Genomic DNA, 16271 nt, shown 5'->3' on the forward strand with positions numbered 1-16271 from the left:
ATACATATAAAAAGTAGTATTCTTTCTTTCAACATTAAATAAAAAAGCTCGATGTGAATTCAACGAGCTTTAAAGATAAATATTTTTAGAAATTAGGTTTTAATTGATATTTAGCATAGAATTTGTTAAAATGTTCCACAGCTTCATCAGCAGTATCAACAACTCTAAATAAATTCAAATCTTTCTCACTTATGTTGCCTTCTTCTATTAAAGTGTTTTTAATCCAGTCTAATAAACCTCCCCAAAACTTTCTACCTACCAATACAATAGGGAAACGACCAATTTTGTTGGTTTGAATCAACGTAATTGCTTCAAAAAGCTCATCCATTGTGCCAAAACCACCAGGCATAACTACAAAACCTTGTGAGTACTTTACAAACATTACTTTACGAACAAAAAAGTAATCAAAGTTTAGGTTTTTATCTCGATCAATCCAAGGATTATCGTGTTGTTCGAAAGGAAGGTCTATGTTTAAACCTACAGAGGTTCCTTTGCCTCGATGAGCGCCTTTGTTACCTGCCTCCATAATACCTGGTCCACCACCTGTAATAACACCAAAACCACTTTGCGTTAATTTATAAGAAACTTCTTCAGCTAATTTATAGTAAGGGTCATCGGTTTTTGTACGTGCAGAACCAAAAATAGACACACAAGGGCCTATTTTACTTAATTTTTCATAGCCATCAACAAACTCAGACATAATTTTAAAAATTGCCCAAGAATCGTTTGTTTTTATTTCGTTCCAAGTTTTTTGTTGTAGTTTTTCTCTAATTTTTCTGTCATCATTCGGACTCATAATTCTTCTACTTTTATATTAAATAACAAATTAAACTGCTAAAATTTGATTTTTAGCAAGCCTGCTAATTTAGTAGTTTTTAATATTAGAAAAAAGATAAAAGAAAAAAACTACCTTGATAGTCAAGGTAGTTTAAATTATTAGTCACATGATTTACTGAAAGCGTTAGGGGCCGTAACACAACTCCCGTTTACATCCCACCAATAAGGGCAAGGACAATAATTAGAAGTTACAAAGTCACCAGTACACTCTATAGTTCCTCTGCTTCCATTAATTTTAATCAGATCGATTTTTTTTAAAGCTTTACCTGAATTTAAAATTGATTTTTTCATGATTAGGGATATTTAGCTTTCACAACATTGACCTCCTTGTATTTCACCGTAACAGTAAAATCCCTCTGGAAATAAAGCGGGATACATACAAGAACCGTCTCCATTATTTGTATAAGAAGAGGTACATGGACATGGATCTTTAAGTTTGTTTCCTCCTTTAATTTGTTTTTGATTAGCTCTGGTTAAAGCTTTACCTAAATTTAAAATTGATTTTTTCATGATTAAAAATTTTAAAATAAATAATCCTTGAACATTTAAAGACACTCAAGGTATGCGTCTATTCTTCGCGAAAGGTTTTTTATTTAAAAATTAAAGATAGAGGGATTTGTTCCCTCTATCAGTTATAATATAGATAGTACTATAAAATATTAGTTTAATTTTTATGTAGGGCAACAGTCTAAATAAAAGACACCATCAAAACGTTGAAAAAAACAGTAGTCTTTACATTTCTCTTCATCAGGTATTTGGGGGTACCCACCTGATATTTGTTTTTGATTAGTTTTATTTAAAACTTTACCTAAGTTTAAGATTGATTTTTTCATGATTAAAACTTTAATGTTAAAACCAAATACAACCAAATCTATCACATCTACCAGGTGCACATAAGTTACCCCATGAAGTAGATTCACAACACATTACTCCGTCTTGAGTACAGCCACGAGCGATACCTCCATTAATTTGTTTTTGATCAGTTTTATTTAAAATTTTGCCTAAGTTTAAGATTGATTTTTTCATAATTTAAGATTTAAATATTATTGAAAAATTAGTACCATAAACAACCGTAAGTACCACATCTACCAGCATCACAAAAAACACCCCATGGTCTATTTTCACAACACCTACTACCTTCTTGGTAGCAAGAGCCATTAGCCCCACCATTAATTTGTTTTTGATCAGCTTTATTTAAAGCTTTACCTAAGTTTAAAATTGATTTTTTCATTTTAAAATAATTTAATTTTGATATAAATCCTTGAACTATTTAAAGACACTCAAGGTTTGTGTCTATTCTTCGCGAGAGAAATTTTACTAATTGTTTCTTTGATAGATTTTTGCAAATCTCCAATTTTAGTTGTAAAAAGCTACCTTAGCTACTTAGTAGCAAAGTTTATTTTTAGGTTAACTCGTTTGTGTAAGATTCTAAAATATAGTTTAGAAGTAATTAAAACGGGATTATTAATTTTCTATGTTAGATAGAAAAACAATTTATACTAACCAAAACACATGGTTGGTGTTCAGCAGGTAGAGTATGGTAGTCTCGACAACTTCCACAAAATCCATTGTCTATTCCATAGCATCCAGGGCCAGAATAAGTATTACAACTAGCTCCTCCGTTTATTTGTTTTTGATCAGCTTTTTTTAAAGCTTTACCAAGGTTTAAAATTGATTTTTTCATGATTAAAAATTTAATATTATTTAATCCTCGAACAGTTTAGAGACACTCAAGGTTTGTGTCTATTCTTCGCGAGAGAACTTTTTATTTTAGATAATTATCTAATGTTTTTCTTATTTGAGTAGAACTTGGTCTTGGAGCATTTCTATCTACTAGCTTTCCTTTTGAATAAATTAAGTATCTAGGGATTGTTTGCAGTTTAAGTTCATCATAAAATATAGAAGAAGGATAATTAATAGCAAGGAAGTTATTTTTTTGACTTAAATCATCTTCCTTATTAGCCTTAATCCACTCATTCTTATCAGAATCAATTGAGATGTAAATGAATTCAATATTTTTACCTTCAAATTCTTTCATTAATTTTTTTGATTCGGGCATTTCATTTCTACAAGGGTAGCACCAACTAGCCCAAAAGTCTATATAAAGTGTTTTATTTTTATGTTTTTTTATAATATCATTTAGATTAGTTGTTATAGAATTAGAACCTATTAAATCTACTTTGTCAGCTGTAGATATTTTTTTCTCGTTAATTAGATATCTGTTAGTAAATGATTTTATAAAGGAAGAATCATTATACTCTTTTTTATATTTTTCAAAATAATTATTTGTGAAGTTATTGTTTGATTTAGCTATTTGATGAAGACAGAATTGTTTAAATAACTTTAGTTTTTTGTTTTTTAGGTGGTAATCTAGATTATCATAAGCTTTTTGGTAATCAATATTTATTTTTTCTTTTTCATCTATTAAAACAATATTAATAATAAATGAATTTAAATAGCCGTATGAGATGAAAGGATCATTAAAGGCTAACCTATTGTTAAAATATAGAGTGTTAATTTTTTTTATATAATAACTATCATGACTGAATTTGTAACTTCTAATAAGAGAAGTGAAATATTTGAAATTTAATAAAGAAACTTGATGAACATAATTAACATCGCTTATAAGGTCTTGTTTATAAATCTTGTTTAATATTTCTTTTTTAAGTTCAAATTTTTTATGAGTTAAAGAATCCAAATTTCTAAAATCTTTAAGATTAGATTTAATAATGTTAGTTTCTGGGACTAGATTATTGGTTGTTTTATCAAATTTTATAAATTTTTTAAAAACTTTATTATAAGCTAGAATGTGTTGTTTTAAGTTAGCTTTGTATAATTCATTAATAAGAGGTAAGCTATCATATTTTTTTAATTGCCTATTTAAGAAAGATGATTTTGTACTGATACTATCAACATTTATTAACAAAGTGTCTGCTTTTTTGCACAAAACAGAGGTAAAAGAATTGTCGTTTTTTATATATAGTTTTAAATAGTCACTAGTTTTAAGAGTAATTGTATCTGTGGCTTTTGTAGAACTAATATTAATCTTATTATGATTTCTATTTATACCAGAACCAATGCTAGTTTTAATTTTTTTTTGGTTTTTTACAATTATAGTAACTGTATTATTTTTTACAATTTCTTTTTTTGGAGAGTAGCATGAGATAATAAAGAAAAGCAAAACTGAAATAAAACAGGTTTTCATTTGTAAAATTTTTAAAATCATAATTAAAAAAGGAGGGCTATAGATATTTAAGTCTTCTAATCCACGTGGATAACTCAGTTTATTCACGTGGATAGATTTCAAATTAACAACTACTACAACACCAGTGGGTAACAGTTGCAGCGCCAAAACCACCAAGATTGTCGTAACTATCACCTAAATTATCTAAAGCTTCAGATTTACTTATTCCACAAACTCTATATTGGTATCCGTCTTCGTAAGTTATTGTGTTGCAGCAGGTTCCTGATTCTGCTGCTAATCCTCCATTAACTTGTTTTTGGTCTGCTTTTGTTAAAGCTTTACCTAAGTTTAAAATTTGTTTTTTCATGATTAAAAAAAATTAATATTAATTAACCCTAGAATAATTTAAAGACACTCAAGGTTTGTGTCTATTCTTCGCGAGAGAATTTTATTGAATTATATTTTTAAGTTGATAGAAAAAACGTTCTATCAAGCGTAAATCTTCAGTTACTATATCTGCAGCACCTTTCATTTCTTGTCTAAAAGGAATTGTTTTATTGTAGGTGGTTTCTAAGTTTTGAGGTAATTCTACATTAATTAAATAATTACCTTCTTCATTTGGGGTTAATGAAATTGATTTTACTTTTCCGTTTAATTCACCAAATTCATCAGAAGGATAGTTTAATAGTTTAATTTGTACTTTTTGTCCTTTTTTAATTTTTCCAGAGTTTGCAGCTGGTGCCTCAATTTTACCGATAAATGAATTTCCTTTGTTAGGTATAATAGTGAATATTAAATCCCCTGTATTAACAGTTTGGTTTTTATTCCAAAAAGATAAGAAGGACACTTTTCCATTTATTGAAGAAGTAAGAGCGTATTGTTTTTCCCAATCTTTAATAGCTTTTTTTAAGTATAAGAAAGACTGAACAGCTTTATTTTTAAGGCGTGTGTCCTGTTGTGCTTTTTTTATAGAGGTTCCTTCTAGGTTTTTAGCTGAATTGTTGATTAACTCTCTTATTTGTGAGATAGATGATTCAAGAGTTTTGTATGATCGTTTAGCTTGTAAATACTCTATTTCTTTTTGGTCTTTTTCTTTGGCAGAAATAACTCCTTGACCAAACATTTTTCTACTACGTTCTAAGTCCTTTTCTTTAAACTCCAACTCTTTTAAGTTAAGTTCCTTTTGTGATAATAAAATTTGCAATCTACCTCTTGCTTCTATAACAGACATTTGGTTTGCGAAATTTTCAGATTTAAACGGAGTTAATTTTTCGTTTAAAACATATTCAGAGTAGTCGTTTTCAAATTGAGAGTAGCTAGATGTTATGTCACCTAAAATTAGTGGAGGGATTTTGTCAACAGGGAAAAAGAATTTTTGTTGATTCATTTCAATAGTATCAACAATACTCTTTAATAGTAAAACATCTTTATAAGAAGCACTGTTTTCAATTACAGCTAAAACATCACCTTCAGAAACACTTTTACCTTCACTAGTTAGAAAAGTTTCGAATTGACCTGTTGATTTAGCATAAATTTTTTCAGGCGGAGTAGAGGTAGTAACCATTACCTCTGTAGTTATAACGTCAGGGTATTTTACAAACCATGATATGAATAATAACATTATTATAAGCCCAAGTAGCAAAGTATTTCCCCAACGAATCATCCAGTTAGGGACATGAGTTAAAATTTCTTGAACTTCTTCACTTCGAATTTCTATGTCTTGAGTATTGTTTGGCATATGTGTTTCTAAAGGTGTTGTTTTTTGTTGATAAATGTTAATTAATAAGCCATCATACAACAATTGTTATGGCAAAGAGTAGGTGCGCCAGGGAGTAAAATATTAACACATTTGCTACAATCATTTACGTAATACATTTCAAATCCATCACAAGTTAAGCCAGCTTTTCCTTTAATTACTTGTTGTTCTTTTTTGTTTAGAAGTTTTCCTAAGTTTAAAATTTGCTTTTTCATAAATTATATGATTTAATATTTATTAAATCCTTGAATATTTAAAGACACTCAAGGTTTGTGTCTATTCTTCGCGAGAGAATATTTTTATTTACCTAGATCTAGTTGGTTTTTAACTAGATGGTAGTAACTTCCCTTTAATTTGATTAATTCTTCGTGACTTCCTTTTTCAATAATTTTTCCTTTTTCAAGTACCACTATTTGATGTGCATTTTTTACAGTGCTTAATCGATGTGCAATTACCACCGCTGTTTTGTCAGCAAAAAATTCATTAAGTTTACCCATGATAACCTTTTCGTTATTAGCATCGAGAGCACTAGTAGCCTCATCAAAGAATAAGAACTTCGGATTTTTATAGACAGATCGAGCAATTAGTAAGCGTTGTTTTTGACCTGTACTCAATCCGTTTCCTTCACTACCTATTTTTGTATTGTAACCCAAAGGCAAGCTTTCAATATAATCACCAATGTTTGCTACATCGATTGCATGAGCTAATTTTTCTTTATCGACATAATCTTCCCCTACAGCTATGTTTTTAGCTATGGAATCATTAAAGATGTAACCTTCTTGCATTACAACTCCACAGTTTCTTCTCCATTCTTTTTGAGAGACATTTTTTAAGTTGAAATTATTGATTGAAATATCTCCTTTATCTACTTGGTAAAAACCAAGGAGTAACTTCATTAAGGTGGTTTTTCCACTTCCACTAACACCAACAATAGCAGTTGTTTTATTTGCAGGGATTTCAAGAGATAGGTCCTTTAAAACAGGTTCTAAGCCACCTGTATATCTGAATGAAATGTTATTTAATTTTATAGATGCATTTTCAGGTATAACTGTCACTTTTTCATCACTAGGTTTTTCTTCATCTTCCATGTTGTGGATTTCACCTAGTCTATCTAAAGATATTTGGGCATCTTGTATGTCTCTCATAAAATTAATTAATTGAGTAATTGGACCGTTTAACTGCCCTACGATATAGCTAATAGCCATCATCATACCTAATGTGATTTGTCCATCTATTACTAGTTTTGCAGAAAGTATGGTAATGAACATATTTTTAAGCTCATTGATGAAATTTGAACCTACACTTTGTGTTTGTTCTAAAGCAAGACTTTTTGTAGCTACTTTAAATAAACGAGCTTGCACATATTCCCAGTTCCAGCGCATACGTCTTTCAGCATTATGAAGCTTTATTTCTTGCATCCCATTAATAAGTTCAATGACCTTACTCTGTTCTTGACTTACTTGAGAAAAACGTTTGTAATCAAGTTCTTTTCTTTTCTTGAAAAAGAATAATACCCACCCAAAATATAGAACACTTCCTAGTACAAAAACCCCAAAAATTTGTAAACTATAATACCCTAAAACCAAACTGAAAATTATAAGGTTGAAAAATGAAAAAAGTACAGTTAAAGATGAGGTAGTTAAAATTCTTTCAATACGTTTATGATCGTTGATTCTTTGTAATAAATCTCCTGTCATTCTTACATCGAAATAGGAGATAGGTAGTTTCATTAGTTTGATAAAAAAGTCTGAAATTAAAGATATGTTGATTCTAGTACTAAGATGTAGTAGAATCCAACTTCGAATAATTTCTAGTGAAGCTTTTCCTATAAAAAGGAACAGTTGTGCAAATAAGATAAGGTATACAAAATTTAAATCTTGGTTTTTGATACCTACGTCAACTACACTTTGAGTTAAAAAAGGTAAAATTAGTTGAAGTAAACTACCAGCAAGAAGTCCTATTATTAATTGAACTATGAACTTCTTGTATTTGTATAAGTATTTAAAAATAAATGAGAATCCAAACTTTTCATCTTCTTCAAATTCTTCTTGATAAAACTTGGGGGTTGGCTCAACTAACAAAGCAATTCCTTCTTCTGTATTTTCATCTGCGTTATTTCCAATCCAATGTTGAATAAATTCTTCTTTTGTAAAAGTAATTAATCCATGAGCAGGGTCAGAAATATAAACAATGTCCTTTTTAATTTTATAAAGAACTACATAATGATTTTTATTCCAGTGAATAATACAAGGAAATGGAGCTTCTTTTAACTTGGTGTAAGCTAATTTTATACCTAAAGATTTAAAACCAATGGATTCAACAGCTTCACTTAGCCCTAATAAACTACTGCCTTCACGTGTTGTTTCACTTAAGTTTCTTAGTTGTTGAGTATTGATAGTTTTACCATAGTGTTTAGCTATGATTTTTATACAAGTAGGTCCGCAATCTTTTGCTTCAGTTTGTTTGTAATTTGGGAATTTTTTCAAGTTAAGTTTAGATAAGAAATAAGTTAGAGAGTTAACTCTCTAACTTATTTAAAGTTATTAATTATTACAGAACCTTCTATAGTCTTCTCCTTCCATACAAAGTCCAATGTAAGGTGGGTTTTTGCAACATCCCATATGAGTTGGACAATCAGAGTTAGTATAACAAGCAATAGCAACTGAACCATTAATTAATTTTAGTTCCACTTTATTTAAAGTTTTACCTAATTTTAAAATTGATTTTCTCATAAAATTTTAATTTTATAGATAAGGAGCAGGACACTCAGGAGTTCCGTAACAACAGTTATATTGGTCAGTCCAACAACATCTTTCTATAGGGTTCCAATAATAGCCTTTGTCAGTTCTACATCCTCCTGGGATTTCTTTTCCGCCGTTTATTTGCTTTTGATTGTTTTTACTTAGCGTCTCACCTAAGTTTAAAATTGATTTTTTCATAATTAAAGTTTTAAGATTTATTAATACCCTATACAACAAGTGTCAAATTCGTTAACACAAAACCTATCAGGAGTGCAACCACCTCCAGAACCGCCACCAGTATTTCCACCACCGCCAGAAGAATTATCTTTTATACATAAATATCCTTCACAGTAGCTTCCTGTAGGACAATCACCATTAGCGTTACAGAAACCTATAACATCTCCGCTACCATTAATAGACTTTTGTTCTACCTTATTTAAAGCTTTACCTAAGTTTAAAATTGATTTTTTCATGAAGTTAGTTTTGTATTAGTAAATTAACATCCTGTACAGCTTATGCCACCATTAGGGCAGAATTGCCATGGTCCTGTGCAACTAGTGTCACCGTTATCGTTATCGTCATAATCTTTGTAACAATAAATTCCTTCGCAGTAATAACCAGAAGGGCAACTGTTTTGAGAGTCACATAACCCGACAGGGGTTTTACCGCCATTAATTAATTTTTGCTCTTTTTTACTTAAAGACTTGCCTGTATTTAAAATTGATTTTTTCATGATTAAAATTTTTAGTTTGTTTTTAAATTATTCCAAATCGAGACATGGTTGAGGTGGGCAGTTACCAGTAGGGTAATCAGGAGCGGAAATAGAGTAGCACATGTTGCTACAGCAGTGATACCCACTACCACAGTCTGAATCACAATGACAAAATCTTGGTTTTCCTCCATTAACTTTAATTTGTTCTTCTTTATTTAGAACATTACCAATGTTTAAGATTGTTTTTTTCATAATTATTGTTTTTAAATAATACTTCCGTCACATAAATATCCTGTGTTTCCTTGATCACCGAATAATTGGCACCATCCAGCCGTATTACAACAATACCCACTTCCGCATTGGTAATGGTTGTCACATTGTTTTTTACCTCCGTTAATTAGAGATTTTTCTGCTTTATTTAAAGCCTTTCCTATGTTTAAAATTGATTTTTTCATGATAAAATGAGGTTAAATTAATTGACAATAAATTTCTGCACATTTCCATCCGTAATCTTCACATATACGATCTCCATTGACATCACATTGCATTCTACCTCCGTTAATTTGATTTTGTTCCGCTTTATTTAAAGCTTTACCTAAGTTTAAAATTGATTTTTTCATAATTAAAATATTAAGGTTACTTTTGCGGCGAACATTTAAAGACACTCACCAATGTGTCTATTCTTCGCGAGAGAATTTTGTTCAAAACGCAAAGCCCTTAATTGGGCTTTGTTTTTTATATAAAGTGTATAACTTACACTGCTGATAAAATTTTGGTAGTTTCTTCTAAATCTTCAATGAAGAAAATTAAGTCAGTTCTGTTGTATTCCTTAGGAAAAGATCTTCCATTGATTAAAATTTCAGGGGTAAAGTTGATGTTGTTGTCTTTACACCAATTATTTTCCCTTTCTAATTCAGGTATATAAAGCTCATTATGCTTACATTCTCCCCATTTTTTTAACCAAGTATTTGGTTTTTCGCCTCCATAAATGTCATCCATAGCAGATAAACATTCCTTTTCTCCTTTAGATTCGTAAATTTCTAAAAGTCTACTGGTTATTTTTACAACATCACTGTTTTGATCACTCGGATTAATATTAAAGCGAATTTTAATCTTAACATTATTGTTGAACTTTTTTAGAATTTCATCAACATGAGTATGAACAGGTTTACAGTGACCACAGAAAGGATTAGTAACTATTGCTATTTCTAAAGAAGAATTATGGTTTCCAAATGTAATTTCTTTTGAATTATCTATATGGGTGTTAAGTTGAGGAGACTTTTGAAGAAGACTTTCAAAAAGTGTAAAGTTTCTTTTGAATTTTACACTTTCAACTTTTTCCTTTTTCAAAGTGTGTACATTTGTTATTAGTGGTTTTAAATAACTCCATGCTATAAAAGATGAGAAAGCAATTATTCCTAAAGAAATAAAATCGTTAACAATATAAGTGTCAATATAATTGTTAGTTAATACAGGGATAAGTGCTTGAATCCATAAAACACCAACAATACTTAAGCATAAAAGACACCATTTTTTTACAACTGCATATTGATAGTATAAAGAGTAAATTGTTATGGGTATTACTAATAAGCTTATTGTATATGATAAAATAGGATCTGATATTTGAATTAAAGTAAGAATTGATAAACCAGAGAAATAAAGAATACTAAAATCACTGAGTTTGTAACCTTTAACAATCTCTGCTCCCTTAGAAGTTAAAACGGCATCACAATCTTTCTTTTCATCTGTTCCAGAACAGAAAGCATCACCAATAGAAGATTTTAAACCGAGTTCTTGTTTCATTATAGCTACACTTATAATAACACCTAAAATTGAAAGAGAGAAATAAACTATATTATACAAGGAAACAGAGCTTTTGTAGAAAGAAAATAGTACTAAAAAACTAAGAGTGATAAGACTTATAGTTTTCAAGAAGTTAGAATTTTCTTTAGGAACTTCAGCGTTTTCTGTTTGTTCAACAGCTACAATAATTCCTGTAAATTTATCGAGGAATTCATTTTCTGAAAGTTTAGTTTTTTTGTTCTCGGAGTTATAGATTATATAATCCAGTTGTTTCCTCTCAAGAACAATTAATTCTTGACCATAGTCGCTGTTTATTTGAGCTATAAAGCAATCCGGTAGTTGTAACAATGTTTCGGAATTTACAGGAACATCAGCCGCAACATTTTCTATGTTAAAGTGATCAAGAACCCCAGTTATAGCATGTAAACTAGGATAGGATGGGTGGCTTTGAATTTGGAAGGAAAGTTCTTCTCTATCAAAAGGAATTCTGTTTTTTTTGAGTAACTTTTGTACTAAAGGTATTAATGTATCTTTCAAAATGAAGGGTTTTTTAAGAATAGCTAATTTTTAGATTTTTCCAAATCTATCTTTTAATAATTGTGTTTTTTTAAAAAAACACATAAAAAAAGTAAGGGAAAACCTTATTTTTTGATTTCTTAGATGTAGCCTTTTTCTTTCGCTACTAAAATTAATTCTCTATCTCCTTTGTCTTTTACGTTGAAAACTTTTTTTAAGTGTCTTTTGCGTTTCTCAATGCTAGCAGCAGATAAAGGTATGTAATTGGGCATATCTTTCATTTTAGATCCAATAGATAGTTCATAGAGAATTTGTCTATCTATAGTGTCGATTATAAAATTACTCGAAACTTCTTTTCTTAAAAGTTTTAAAACAGTTTTGCTGTAGTAAGGAATATTATTAGCAACATTTTTAATGGCGTTTTTAAATTCATCAGAGGTCAAGTCACTTTTTGTTAAAAAGCTTTCAGGGTTTAGACTTTTAATAACATTATGAATTCTGTAGTTATCATTACAGTCTGTAACTACGATAATTTTTGTGTTAGGGAGTAGTTTTCTGATTAAGAAGCCTAAATCTTCACCTGATAAAATTTTTCTGTTTGAAGAAGGTTTGAGTTTTAAATCTAAAACAACAAAATCTAATTTAGTTTCTTTTTCAATTGTTCTCTTAATAATGTCGTAAGCACCATTACAATTGTAAGTAATGTCAATGTTGAAACTGAAATTTGAAGTTTTTTTGGTGATTTTAGATGCAATGTTCTTGTAAGTTTCACATACAAGGGGGCAGTTGTCCGCTATTAAAGCAGATAGTTTTTCTTTTCTCATGTTTAAATAGTTTCGGGGGAAACAATAATTACTGCTTTTATAAAAAACAGTTTTTAAATTTAGAAAAAAGGATTATATAAGCAAAATAAATATGTAAATAAAATATTTTTAACTATTTATTTAAGATGTTTGTATTTTTGGTTTTTAAGGAGAAGCTATTTAATATAATGTCTTCAAAGCTTTATATACAGCAGGGTGTAATATAGTTGCGTGATCTTCATTATAGTTAGGTTTGTAAATGCAGTTGACATCACTTTTGTTATTGAGTTTTTTTGCTAAAGTGTCAGCTATTTCATTCATCGCAGGGTGCTCTTTTCCAACAGATAAAAATACAGTTGGATTAGAAAACTGCTGCTTATCTAGTAACTCATCAATGTCTTTAAGTATTCGGTATTCGTTCCACCAAAGTGATGGACTTACGATGATGTAATCATTAAACATGCTTGGGTTTTTTAGTAAAACTTCCGTAGCTAGTAATCCGCCTAACGATTGACCAATTAAAGTTTTGTGACTGTTGGTTTTATAGCTCTTGTTGATATATGGCTGTACTTCTTCTTTTAAAAAACGGATAAATTTTTCAGAGCCACCATGGGTCGGGAAATCTTTAATATCTAAACTATCTTTACTTGGATGTGTAAAATCTCTATTTCTATCAATATTTTCAATACCAACAACAATCATGGGCTCCATTTGAGTTGATAACTGCATGAACTGAACAAGTCCAGCAATGTGTTTAAAATCTTCTTCTTTAGAACCGTCTAGCAAATAAATAGCGCTATAGGTTCTAGTTGAATCAGGATGATAACCATGAGGTAAGTAGATGTTTAAATTTCTGTCTTCATTTAAAATAGAAGAGTATAAGGTAGCTACTTCACCAATAGAAATCTGTGCTTTTTCATTTCCTTTTTTAATTTCTTGTCTTTTGGAATTACAAGCAATTGAAATGAAAAGTAGCAATACGTAAAAATAATTCTTCATCATAGCTCTTAGGTTTTTAGTTTAGTTCTTTTTTCAAAAATTTAGCAGTATAACTCGTTTTATGCTTAGCAACTTCTTCTGGAGTTCCAGAAGTTAGTACTTTTCCTCCTTTTTTACCGCCTTCCATACCAATATCAATAATATAATCGGCAAGTTTAATTACGTCTAAATTGTGTTCAATAATTAATACGGTGTTTCCTTTGTTAGCTAGTTTGTTTAATACTTCCATTAGTACTCTGATGTCTTCAAAATGCAACCCAGTAGTCGGCTCATCTAAAATGTAAAAAGTATTTCCAGTATCTCTTTTTGATAATTCTGAAGCTAGTTTAATACGTTGTGCTTCTCCACCAGAAAGAGTGGTAGATTGTTGTCCTAAAGTAATATATCCAAGCCCAACATCTTTAATGGTTTTTAGTTTTCGATGTATCTTAGGAATATGTTCAAAAAACTCGGTAGCTTCGTTAATAGTCATATCTAATACATCAGAAATTGACTTTCCTTTGTAGCGAATTTCTAAGGTTTCTCGATTAAAACGTTTTCCTTGACAGGTTTCGCATTCTACGTGAACATCAGGTAAAAAGTTCATTTCTATCACACGAACTCCACCGCCTTGACAAGTTTCACAACGACCACCTTTTACATTAAAACTAAAACGACCGGGTTTATAACCGCGAATTGAAGCTTCTGGAGTTTTTGCAAATAAACTACGGATTTCACTAAAAACACCTGTGTATGTAGCAGGGTTAGAACGTGGTGTTCTTCCAATAGGAGATTGGTCAATATCAATTACTTTATCAATGTGTTCTAAACCTTCAATTTTCTTATAAGGCATCGGCTTTTTTACAGCTCGATAAATATGTGCATTTAAAATAGGGTAAAGGGTTTCGTTAATCAAGGTAGATTTTCCACTACCTGAAACACCTGTAACACAAATCATTTTACCTAAAGGGAACTCAACAGAAACATTTTTTAAGTTGTTTCCTGAAGCACCTTTTAATAAAATTGATTTTCCGTTTCCTTCACGACGTTTGTTAGGAACCTTTATTTCTTTTCTTTTAGATAAGTAATCTGCGGTAAGCGTATCATGACTTTTTAAATCTTCAAAAGTACCTTCACTCACAATCTCACCACCATGTCGTCCAGCGCCAGGACCAATATCTAGGACGAAATCGGCGTTTTTAATCATATCTTCATCGTGCTCAACCACTAAAACAGAATTACCAACATCACGAAGTTTGATTAAAGAGTCTATTAATTTTTGATTGTCACGTTGATGTAAACCAATACTTGGCTCATCTAAAATATAGAGTACGCCAACCAGTTGAGAGCCAATTTGTGTAGCCAATCGAATACGTTGAGCTTCACCACCCGAAAGTGACTTTGATGTTCTGTCTAAAGTCAAATAATCTAAACCAACATCTAATAAAAACTGAATACGTGTGCGGATTTCTTTTAAAATTTCAGAAGCAATAGTTAATTGCTTTTCTGATAGTTTTTTATCAACTTTTTGAAACCAACTCGCTAACTCCAAAACATCCATCTGAGCTAAATCACTAATATTTTTATCGGTAATATTAAAATGGAGGGCTTCTTTCTTTAATCTTTTTCCATCACACACAGAGCAAGTAACTTCGTCCATAAAATCTTTAGCCCAACGTTTAATAGAAGTGCTTTCAGAATTTTTATATTGATTTTCAATAAAAGCGATAATTCCTTCAAAATCAATTTCGTAATTTCTAGTAACTCCTGCTGCTTTTGATTGAATTTCAAACTTTTCCTTTCCTCCATGTAAAATAACTTCCATAGCTTCTTTTGGAATGTTTTTTATAGGGTCGGTTAACTTAAAACCATAACGTTCAGCAATAGTTTGAAGTTGTTTGAAAATCCAACTGTTTTTTTGCTCTCCTAACGGAACAATTCCTCCATTTTTAATTGAAATACTATCGTCTGGAATTACTTTTTGATGGTTGATTTCGTTGGTAATCCCTAATCCGTTACAATGGGTACAAGCTCCTTTGGGCGAGTTGAATGAAAAAGTATTTGGTTCAGGGTTTGGATAGGCAATTCCAGTAGTAGGACACATGAGTTCACGACTAAAATAGCGTGGTTTCTCATCATCAACATCAATTACCATTAAGATGTTATCACCAGTGTATAAAGCAGTTTTTATGGTTTCTTCTAAACGTTTTTCTGCGGTGTCATTTACAACTAAACGATCGATAACTACTTCTATATCGTGTGTTTTATAACGATCGAGTTTCATGCCTTTTTCAATCTCACGAATTTCACCATCCACACGAACACGAACAAAACCTTGTTTAGAAATTTGTTCGAATAATTCACGGTAATGCCCTTTTCTCGATTTGATTAAAGGGGCAAGAATAGCAATGCGCTTTTCATCAAAATCTTTTAAAATTAATTCTTTGATTTGTTCATCAGAATAGCTTACCATTTTCTCGCCAGTATTGTATGAGTACGCATCTGCTGTACGAGAAAAGAGTAAACGTAAGAAATCGTAAATTTCGGTAATGGTACCTACGGTAGAACGCGGACTTTTATTAGTCGTTTTTTGTTCAATAGAAATTACAGGAGATAGTCCGTCGATTTTATCAACATCAGGACGTTCTAGTCCTCCTAAAAACTGACGAGCATAGGCAGAAAACGTTTCAATATATCGGCGTTGACCTTCGGCATAAATAGTATCAAAGGCAAGTGACGATTTTCCACTTCCGCTTAAACCCGTAATCACAACCAGCTTTTCACGAGGGATTTTAACATCTATATTCTTTAAATTATGAGCTCTTGCTCCGTAAACTTCTATATATTCTTGTTCTTTCAAAGTGAGGATTTTACCAAAAACAGCAAAGTTACCAAAACCAAATTTATTTTAAAGGAGTGATGTTTAACAAATGAGTTGAAA

At 30.6% G+C, this 16271-nt stretch carries 23 protein-coding genes; all 23 read right to left on the reverse strand.

Going from position 1 to position 16271, the window contains the following annotated elements:
* Positions 1 to 85: 85 nt before the first annotated feature.
* The gene (locus N534_RS0112705; RefSeq protein WP_038006093.1) at positions 86 to 796 is read right to left on the reverse strand and encodes a TIGR00730 family Rossman fold protein; all 711 of its coding nucleotides are present in this window, start codon (positions 794 to 796) and stop codon (positions 86 to 88) included.
* A 140-nt stretch (positions 797 to 936) separates the two neighbouring features.
* Positions 937 to 1128: a hypothetical protein gene (locus tag N534_RS0112710; RefSeq protein ID WP_028892848.1), complete on the reverse strand. Its 192-nt coding sequence runs from the start codon at positions 1126 to 1128 to the stop codon at positions 937 to 939.
* 12 nt (positions 1129 to 1140) lie between these two features.
* Positions 1141 to 1347 carry a hypothetical protein gene (locus tag N534_RS0112715; protein WP_156025618.1) on the reverse strand — a complete coding sequence of 69 codons (207 nt, stop codon included), beginning with the start codon at positions 1345 to 1347 and terminating at the stop codon, positions 1141 to 1143.
* A 161-nt stretch (positions 1348 to 1508) separates the two neighbouring features.
* On the reverse strand, positions 1509 to 1670 hold the full coding sequence (locus N534_RS15360; protein WP_156025620.1) for a hypothetical protein: 162 nt from the start codon (positions 1668 to 1670) through the stop codon (positions 1509 to 1511).
* 16 nt (positions 1671 to 1686) lie between these two features.
* The gene (locus tag N534_RS15365) at positions 1687 to 1863 is read right to left on the reverse strand and encodes a hypothetical protein (protein ID WP_156025621.1); all 177 of its coding nucleotides are present in this window, start codon (positions 1861 to 1863) and stop codon (positions 1687 to 1689) included.
* A gap of 28 nt (positions 1864 to 1891) precedes the next feature.
* Positions 1892 to 2068, reverse strand: coding sequence for a hypothetical protein (locus tag N534_RS15370; protein ID WP_156025623.1), 177 nt, complete (start codon positions 2066 to 2068; stop codon positions 1892 to 1894).
* A 246-nt stretch (positions 2069 to 2314) separates the two neighbouring features.
* The gene (locus N534_RS0112735; protein ID WP_028892850.1) at positions 2315 to 2521 is read right to left on the reverse strand and encodes a hypothetical protein; all 207 of its coding nucleotides are present in this window, start codon (positions 2519 to 2521) and stop codon (positions 2315 to 2317) included.
* Positions 2522 to 2602: 81 nt separating this feature from the next.
* Positions 2603 to 4129, reverse strand: coding sequence for a TlpA disulfide reductase family protein (locus N534_RS15145; RefSeq protein WP_051435928.1), 1527 nt, complete (start codon positions 4127 to 4129; stop codon positions 2603 to 2605).
* Between the two features lie 16 nt (positions 4130 to 4145).
* Entirely contained in the window at positions 4146 to 4388 is a 243-nt protein-coding gene (locus N534_RS0112745; protein WP_028892851.1) for a hypothetical protein, read from the reverse strand.
* Between the two features lie 81 nt (positions 4389 to 4469).
* Positions 4470 to 5759: an HlyD family secretion protein gene (locus tag N534_RS0112750; protein ID WP_028892852.1), complete on the reverse strand. Its 1290-nt coding sequence runs from the start codon at positions 5757 to 5759 to the stop codon at positions 4470 to 4472.
* A gap of 41 nt (positions 5760 to 5800) precedes the next feature.
* A complete protein-coding gene (locus N534_RS0112755; protein WP_028892853.1) occupies positions 5801 to 5992 on the reverse strand; it encodes a hypothetical protein in 192 nt (63 codons plus the stop codon).
* 84 nt (positions 5993 to 6076) lie between these two features.
* Complete coding sequence (locus tag N534_RS0112760) at positions 6077 to 8263, reverse strand: peptidase domain-containing ABC transporter (protein ID WP_028892854.1); 2187 nt, start codon at positions 8261 to 8263, stop codon at positions 6077 to 6079.
* 57 nt (positions 8264 to 8320) lie between these two features.
* Positions 8321 to 8509, reverse strand: coding sequence for a hypothetical protein (locus tag N534_RS0112765; RefSeq protein WP_028892855.1), 189 nt, complete (start codon positions 8507 to 8509; stop codon positions 8321 to 8323).
* A 12-nt stretch (positions 8510 to 8521) separates the two neighbouring features.
* Entirely contained in the window at positions 8522 to 8716 is a 195-nt protein-coding gene (locus tag N534_RS0112770) for a hypothetical protein (protein WP_028892856.1), read from the reverse strand.
* 20 nt (positions 8717 to 8736) lie between these two features.
* Positions 8737 to 8991, reverse strand: a complete 255-nt coding sequence (locus N534_RS0112775; protein ID WP_028892857.1) for a hypothetical protein — start codon at positions 8989 to 8991, stop codon at positions 8737 to 8739.
* A 23-nt stretch (positions 8992 to 9014) separates the two neighbouring features.
* Positions 9015 to 9251 (reverse strand): hypothetical protein, encoded by a 237-nt coding sequence (locus N534_RS15375; protein ID WP_156025625.1) that lies wholly within the window; start codon positions 9249 to 9251, stop codon positions 9015 to 9017.
* Between the two features lie 27 nt (positions 9252 to 9278).
* Entirely contained in the window at positions 9279 to 9482 is a 204-nt protein-coding gene (locus tag N534_RS15380) for a hypothetical protein (RefSeq protein ID WP_156025626.1), read from the reverse strand.
* Positions 9483 to 9493: 11 nt separating this feature from the next.
* Entirely contained in the window at positions 9494 to 9685 is a 192-nt protein-coding gene (locus N534_RS0112785; RefSeq protein WP_028892858.1) for a hypothetical protein, read from the reverse strand.
* 12 nt (positions 9686 to 9697) lie between these two features.
* Entirely contained in the window at positions 9698 to 9850 is a 153-nt protein-coding gene (locus tag N534_RS15385; RefSeq protein ID WP_156025627.1) for a hypothetical protein, read from the reverse strand.
* Between the two features lie 133 nt (positions 9851 to 9983).
* A complete protein-coding gene (locus N534_RS0112795) occupies positions 9984 to 11570 on the reverse strand; it encodes a vitamin K epoxide reductase family protein (protein WP_028892859.1) in 1587 nt (528 codons plus the stop codon).
* 119 nt (positions 11571 to 11689) lie between these two features.
* Positions 11690 to 12373, reverse strand: a complete 684-nt coding sequence (locus N534_RS0112800; protein WP_028892860.1) for a response regulator — start codon at positions 12371 to 12373, stop codon at positions 11690 to 11692.
* Between the two features lie 159 nt (positions 12374 to 12532).
* Entirely contained in the window at positions 12533 to 13354 is an 822-nt protein-coding gene (locus N534_RS0112805; RefSeq protein ID WP_028892861.1) for an alpha/beta hydrolase, read from the reverse strand.
* 13 nt (positions 13355 to 13367) lie between these two features.
* The gene (gene uvrA, locus N534_RS0112810; protein ID WP_028892862.1) at positions 13368 to 16190 is read right to left on the reverse strand and encodes an excinuclease ABC subunit UvrA; all 2823 of its coding nucleotides are present in this window, start codon (positions 16188 to 16190) and stop codon (positions 13368 to 13370) included.
* Positions 16191 to 16271: the final 81 nt, after the last annotated feature.

It is taken from the genome of Tenacibaculum sp. 47A_GOM-205m (genome assembly GCF_000518405.1).
GTDB classification, from domain to species: Bacteria; Bacteroidota; Bacteroidia; order Flavobacteriales; family Flavobacteriaceae; genus Polaribacter; species Polaribacter lutimaris.

Bases quoted from the DNA above. Each gene is read 5' to 3' on its own strand.
- N534_RS0112705 (WP_038006093.1), bottom strand. From the start codon at position 796: ATGAGTCCGAATGATGACAGAAAAATTAGAGAAAAACTACAACAAAAA.
- N534_RS0112710 (WP_028892848.1), bottom strand. From the start codon at position 1,128: ATGAAAAAATCAATTTTAAATTCAGGTAAAGCTTTAAAAAAAATCGAT.
- N534_RS0112715 (WP_156025618.1), bottom strand. From the start codon at position 1,347: ATGAAAAAATCAATTTTAAATTTAGGTAAAGCTTTAACCAGAGCTAAT.
- N534_RS15360 (WP_156025620.1), bottom strand. From the start codon at position 1,670: ATGAAAAAATCAATCTTAAACTTAGGTAAAGTTTTAAATAAAACTAAT.
- N534_RS15365 (WP_156025621.1), bottom strand. From the start codon at position 1,863: ATGAAAAAATCAATCTTAAACTTAGGCAAAATTTTAAATAAAACTGAT.
- N534_RS15370 (WP_156025623.1), bottom strand. From the start codon at position 2,068: ATGAAAAAATCAATTTTAAACTTAGGTAAAGCTTTAAATAAAGCTGAT.
- N534_RS0112735 (WP_028892850.1), bottom strand. From the start codon at position 2,521: ATGAAAAAATCAATTTTAAACCTTGGTAAAGCTTTAAAAAAAGCTGAT.
- N534_RS0112745 (WP_028892851.1), bottom strand. From the start codon at position 4,388: ATGAAAAAACAAATTTTAAACTTAGGTAAAGCTTTAACAAAAGCAGAC.
- N534_RS0112750 (WP_028892852.1), bottom strand. From the start codon at position 5,759: ATGCCAAACAATACTCAAGACATAGAAATTCGAAGTGAAGAAGTTCAA.
- N534_RS0112755 (WP_028892853.1), bottom strand. From the start codon at position 5,992: ATGAAAAAGCAAATTTTAAACTTAGGAAAACTTCTAAACAAAAAAGAA.
- N534_RS0112765 (WP_028892855.1), bottom strand. From the start codon at position 8,509: ATGAGAAAATCAATTTTAAAATTAGGTAAAACTTTAAATAAAGTGGAA.
- N534_RS0112770 (WP_028892856.1), bottom strand. From the start codon at position 8,716: ATGAAAAAATCAATTTTAAACTTAGGTGAGACGCTAAGTAAAAACAAT.
- N534_RS0112775 (WP_028892857.1), bottom strand. From the start codon at position 8,991: ATGAAAAAATCAATTTTAAACTTAGGTAAAGCTTTAAATAAGGTAGAA.
- N534_RS15375 (WP_156025625.1), bottom strand. From the start codon at position 9,251: ATGAAAAAATCAATTTTAAATACAGGCAAGTCTTTAAGTAAAAAAGAG.
- N534_RS15380 (WP_156025626.1), bottom strand. From the start codon at position 9,482: ATGAAAAAAACAATCTTAAACATTGGTAATGTTCTAAATAAAGAAGAA.
- N534_RS0112785 (WP_028892858.1), bottom strand. From the start codon at position 9,685: ATGAAAAAATCAATTTTAAACATAGGAAAGGCTTTAAATAAAGCAGAA.
- N534_RS15385 (WP_156025627.1), bottom strand. From the start codon at position 9,850: ATGAAAAAATCAATTTTAAACTTAGGTAAAGCTTTAAATAAAGCGGAA.
- N534_RS0112800 (WP_028892860.1), bottom strand. From the start codon at position 12,373: ATGAGAAAAGAAAAACTATCTGCTTTAATAGCGGACAACTGCCCCCTT.
- N534_RS0112805 (WP_028892861.1), bottom strand. From the start codon at position 13,354: ATGATGAAGAATTATTTTTACGTATTGCTACTTTTCATTTCAATTGCT.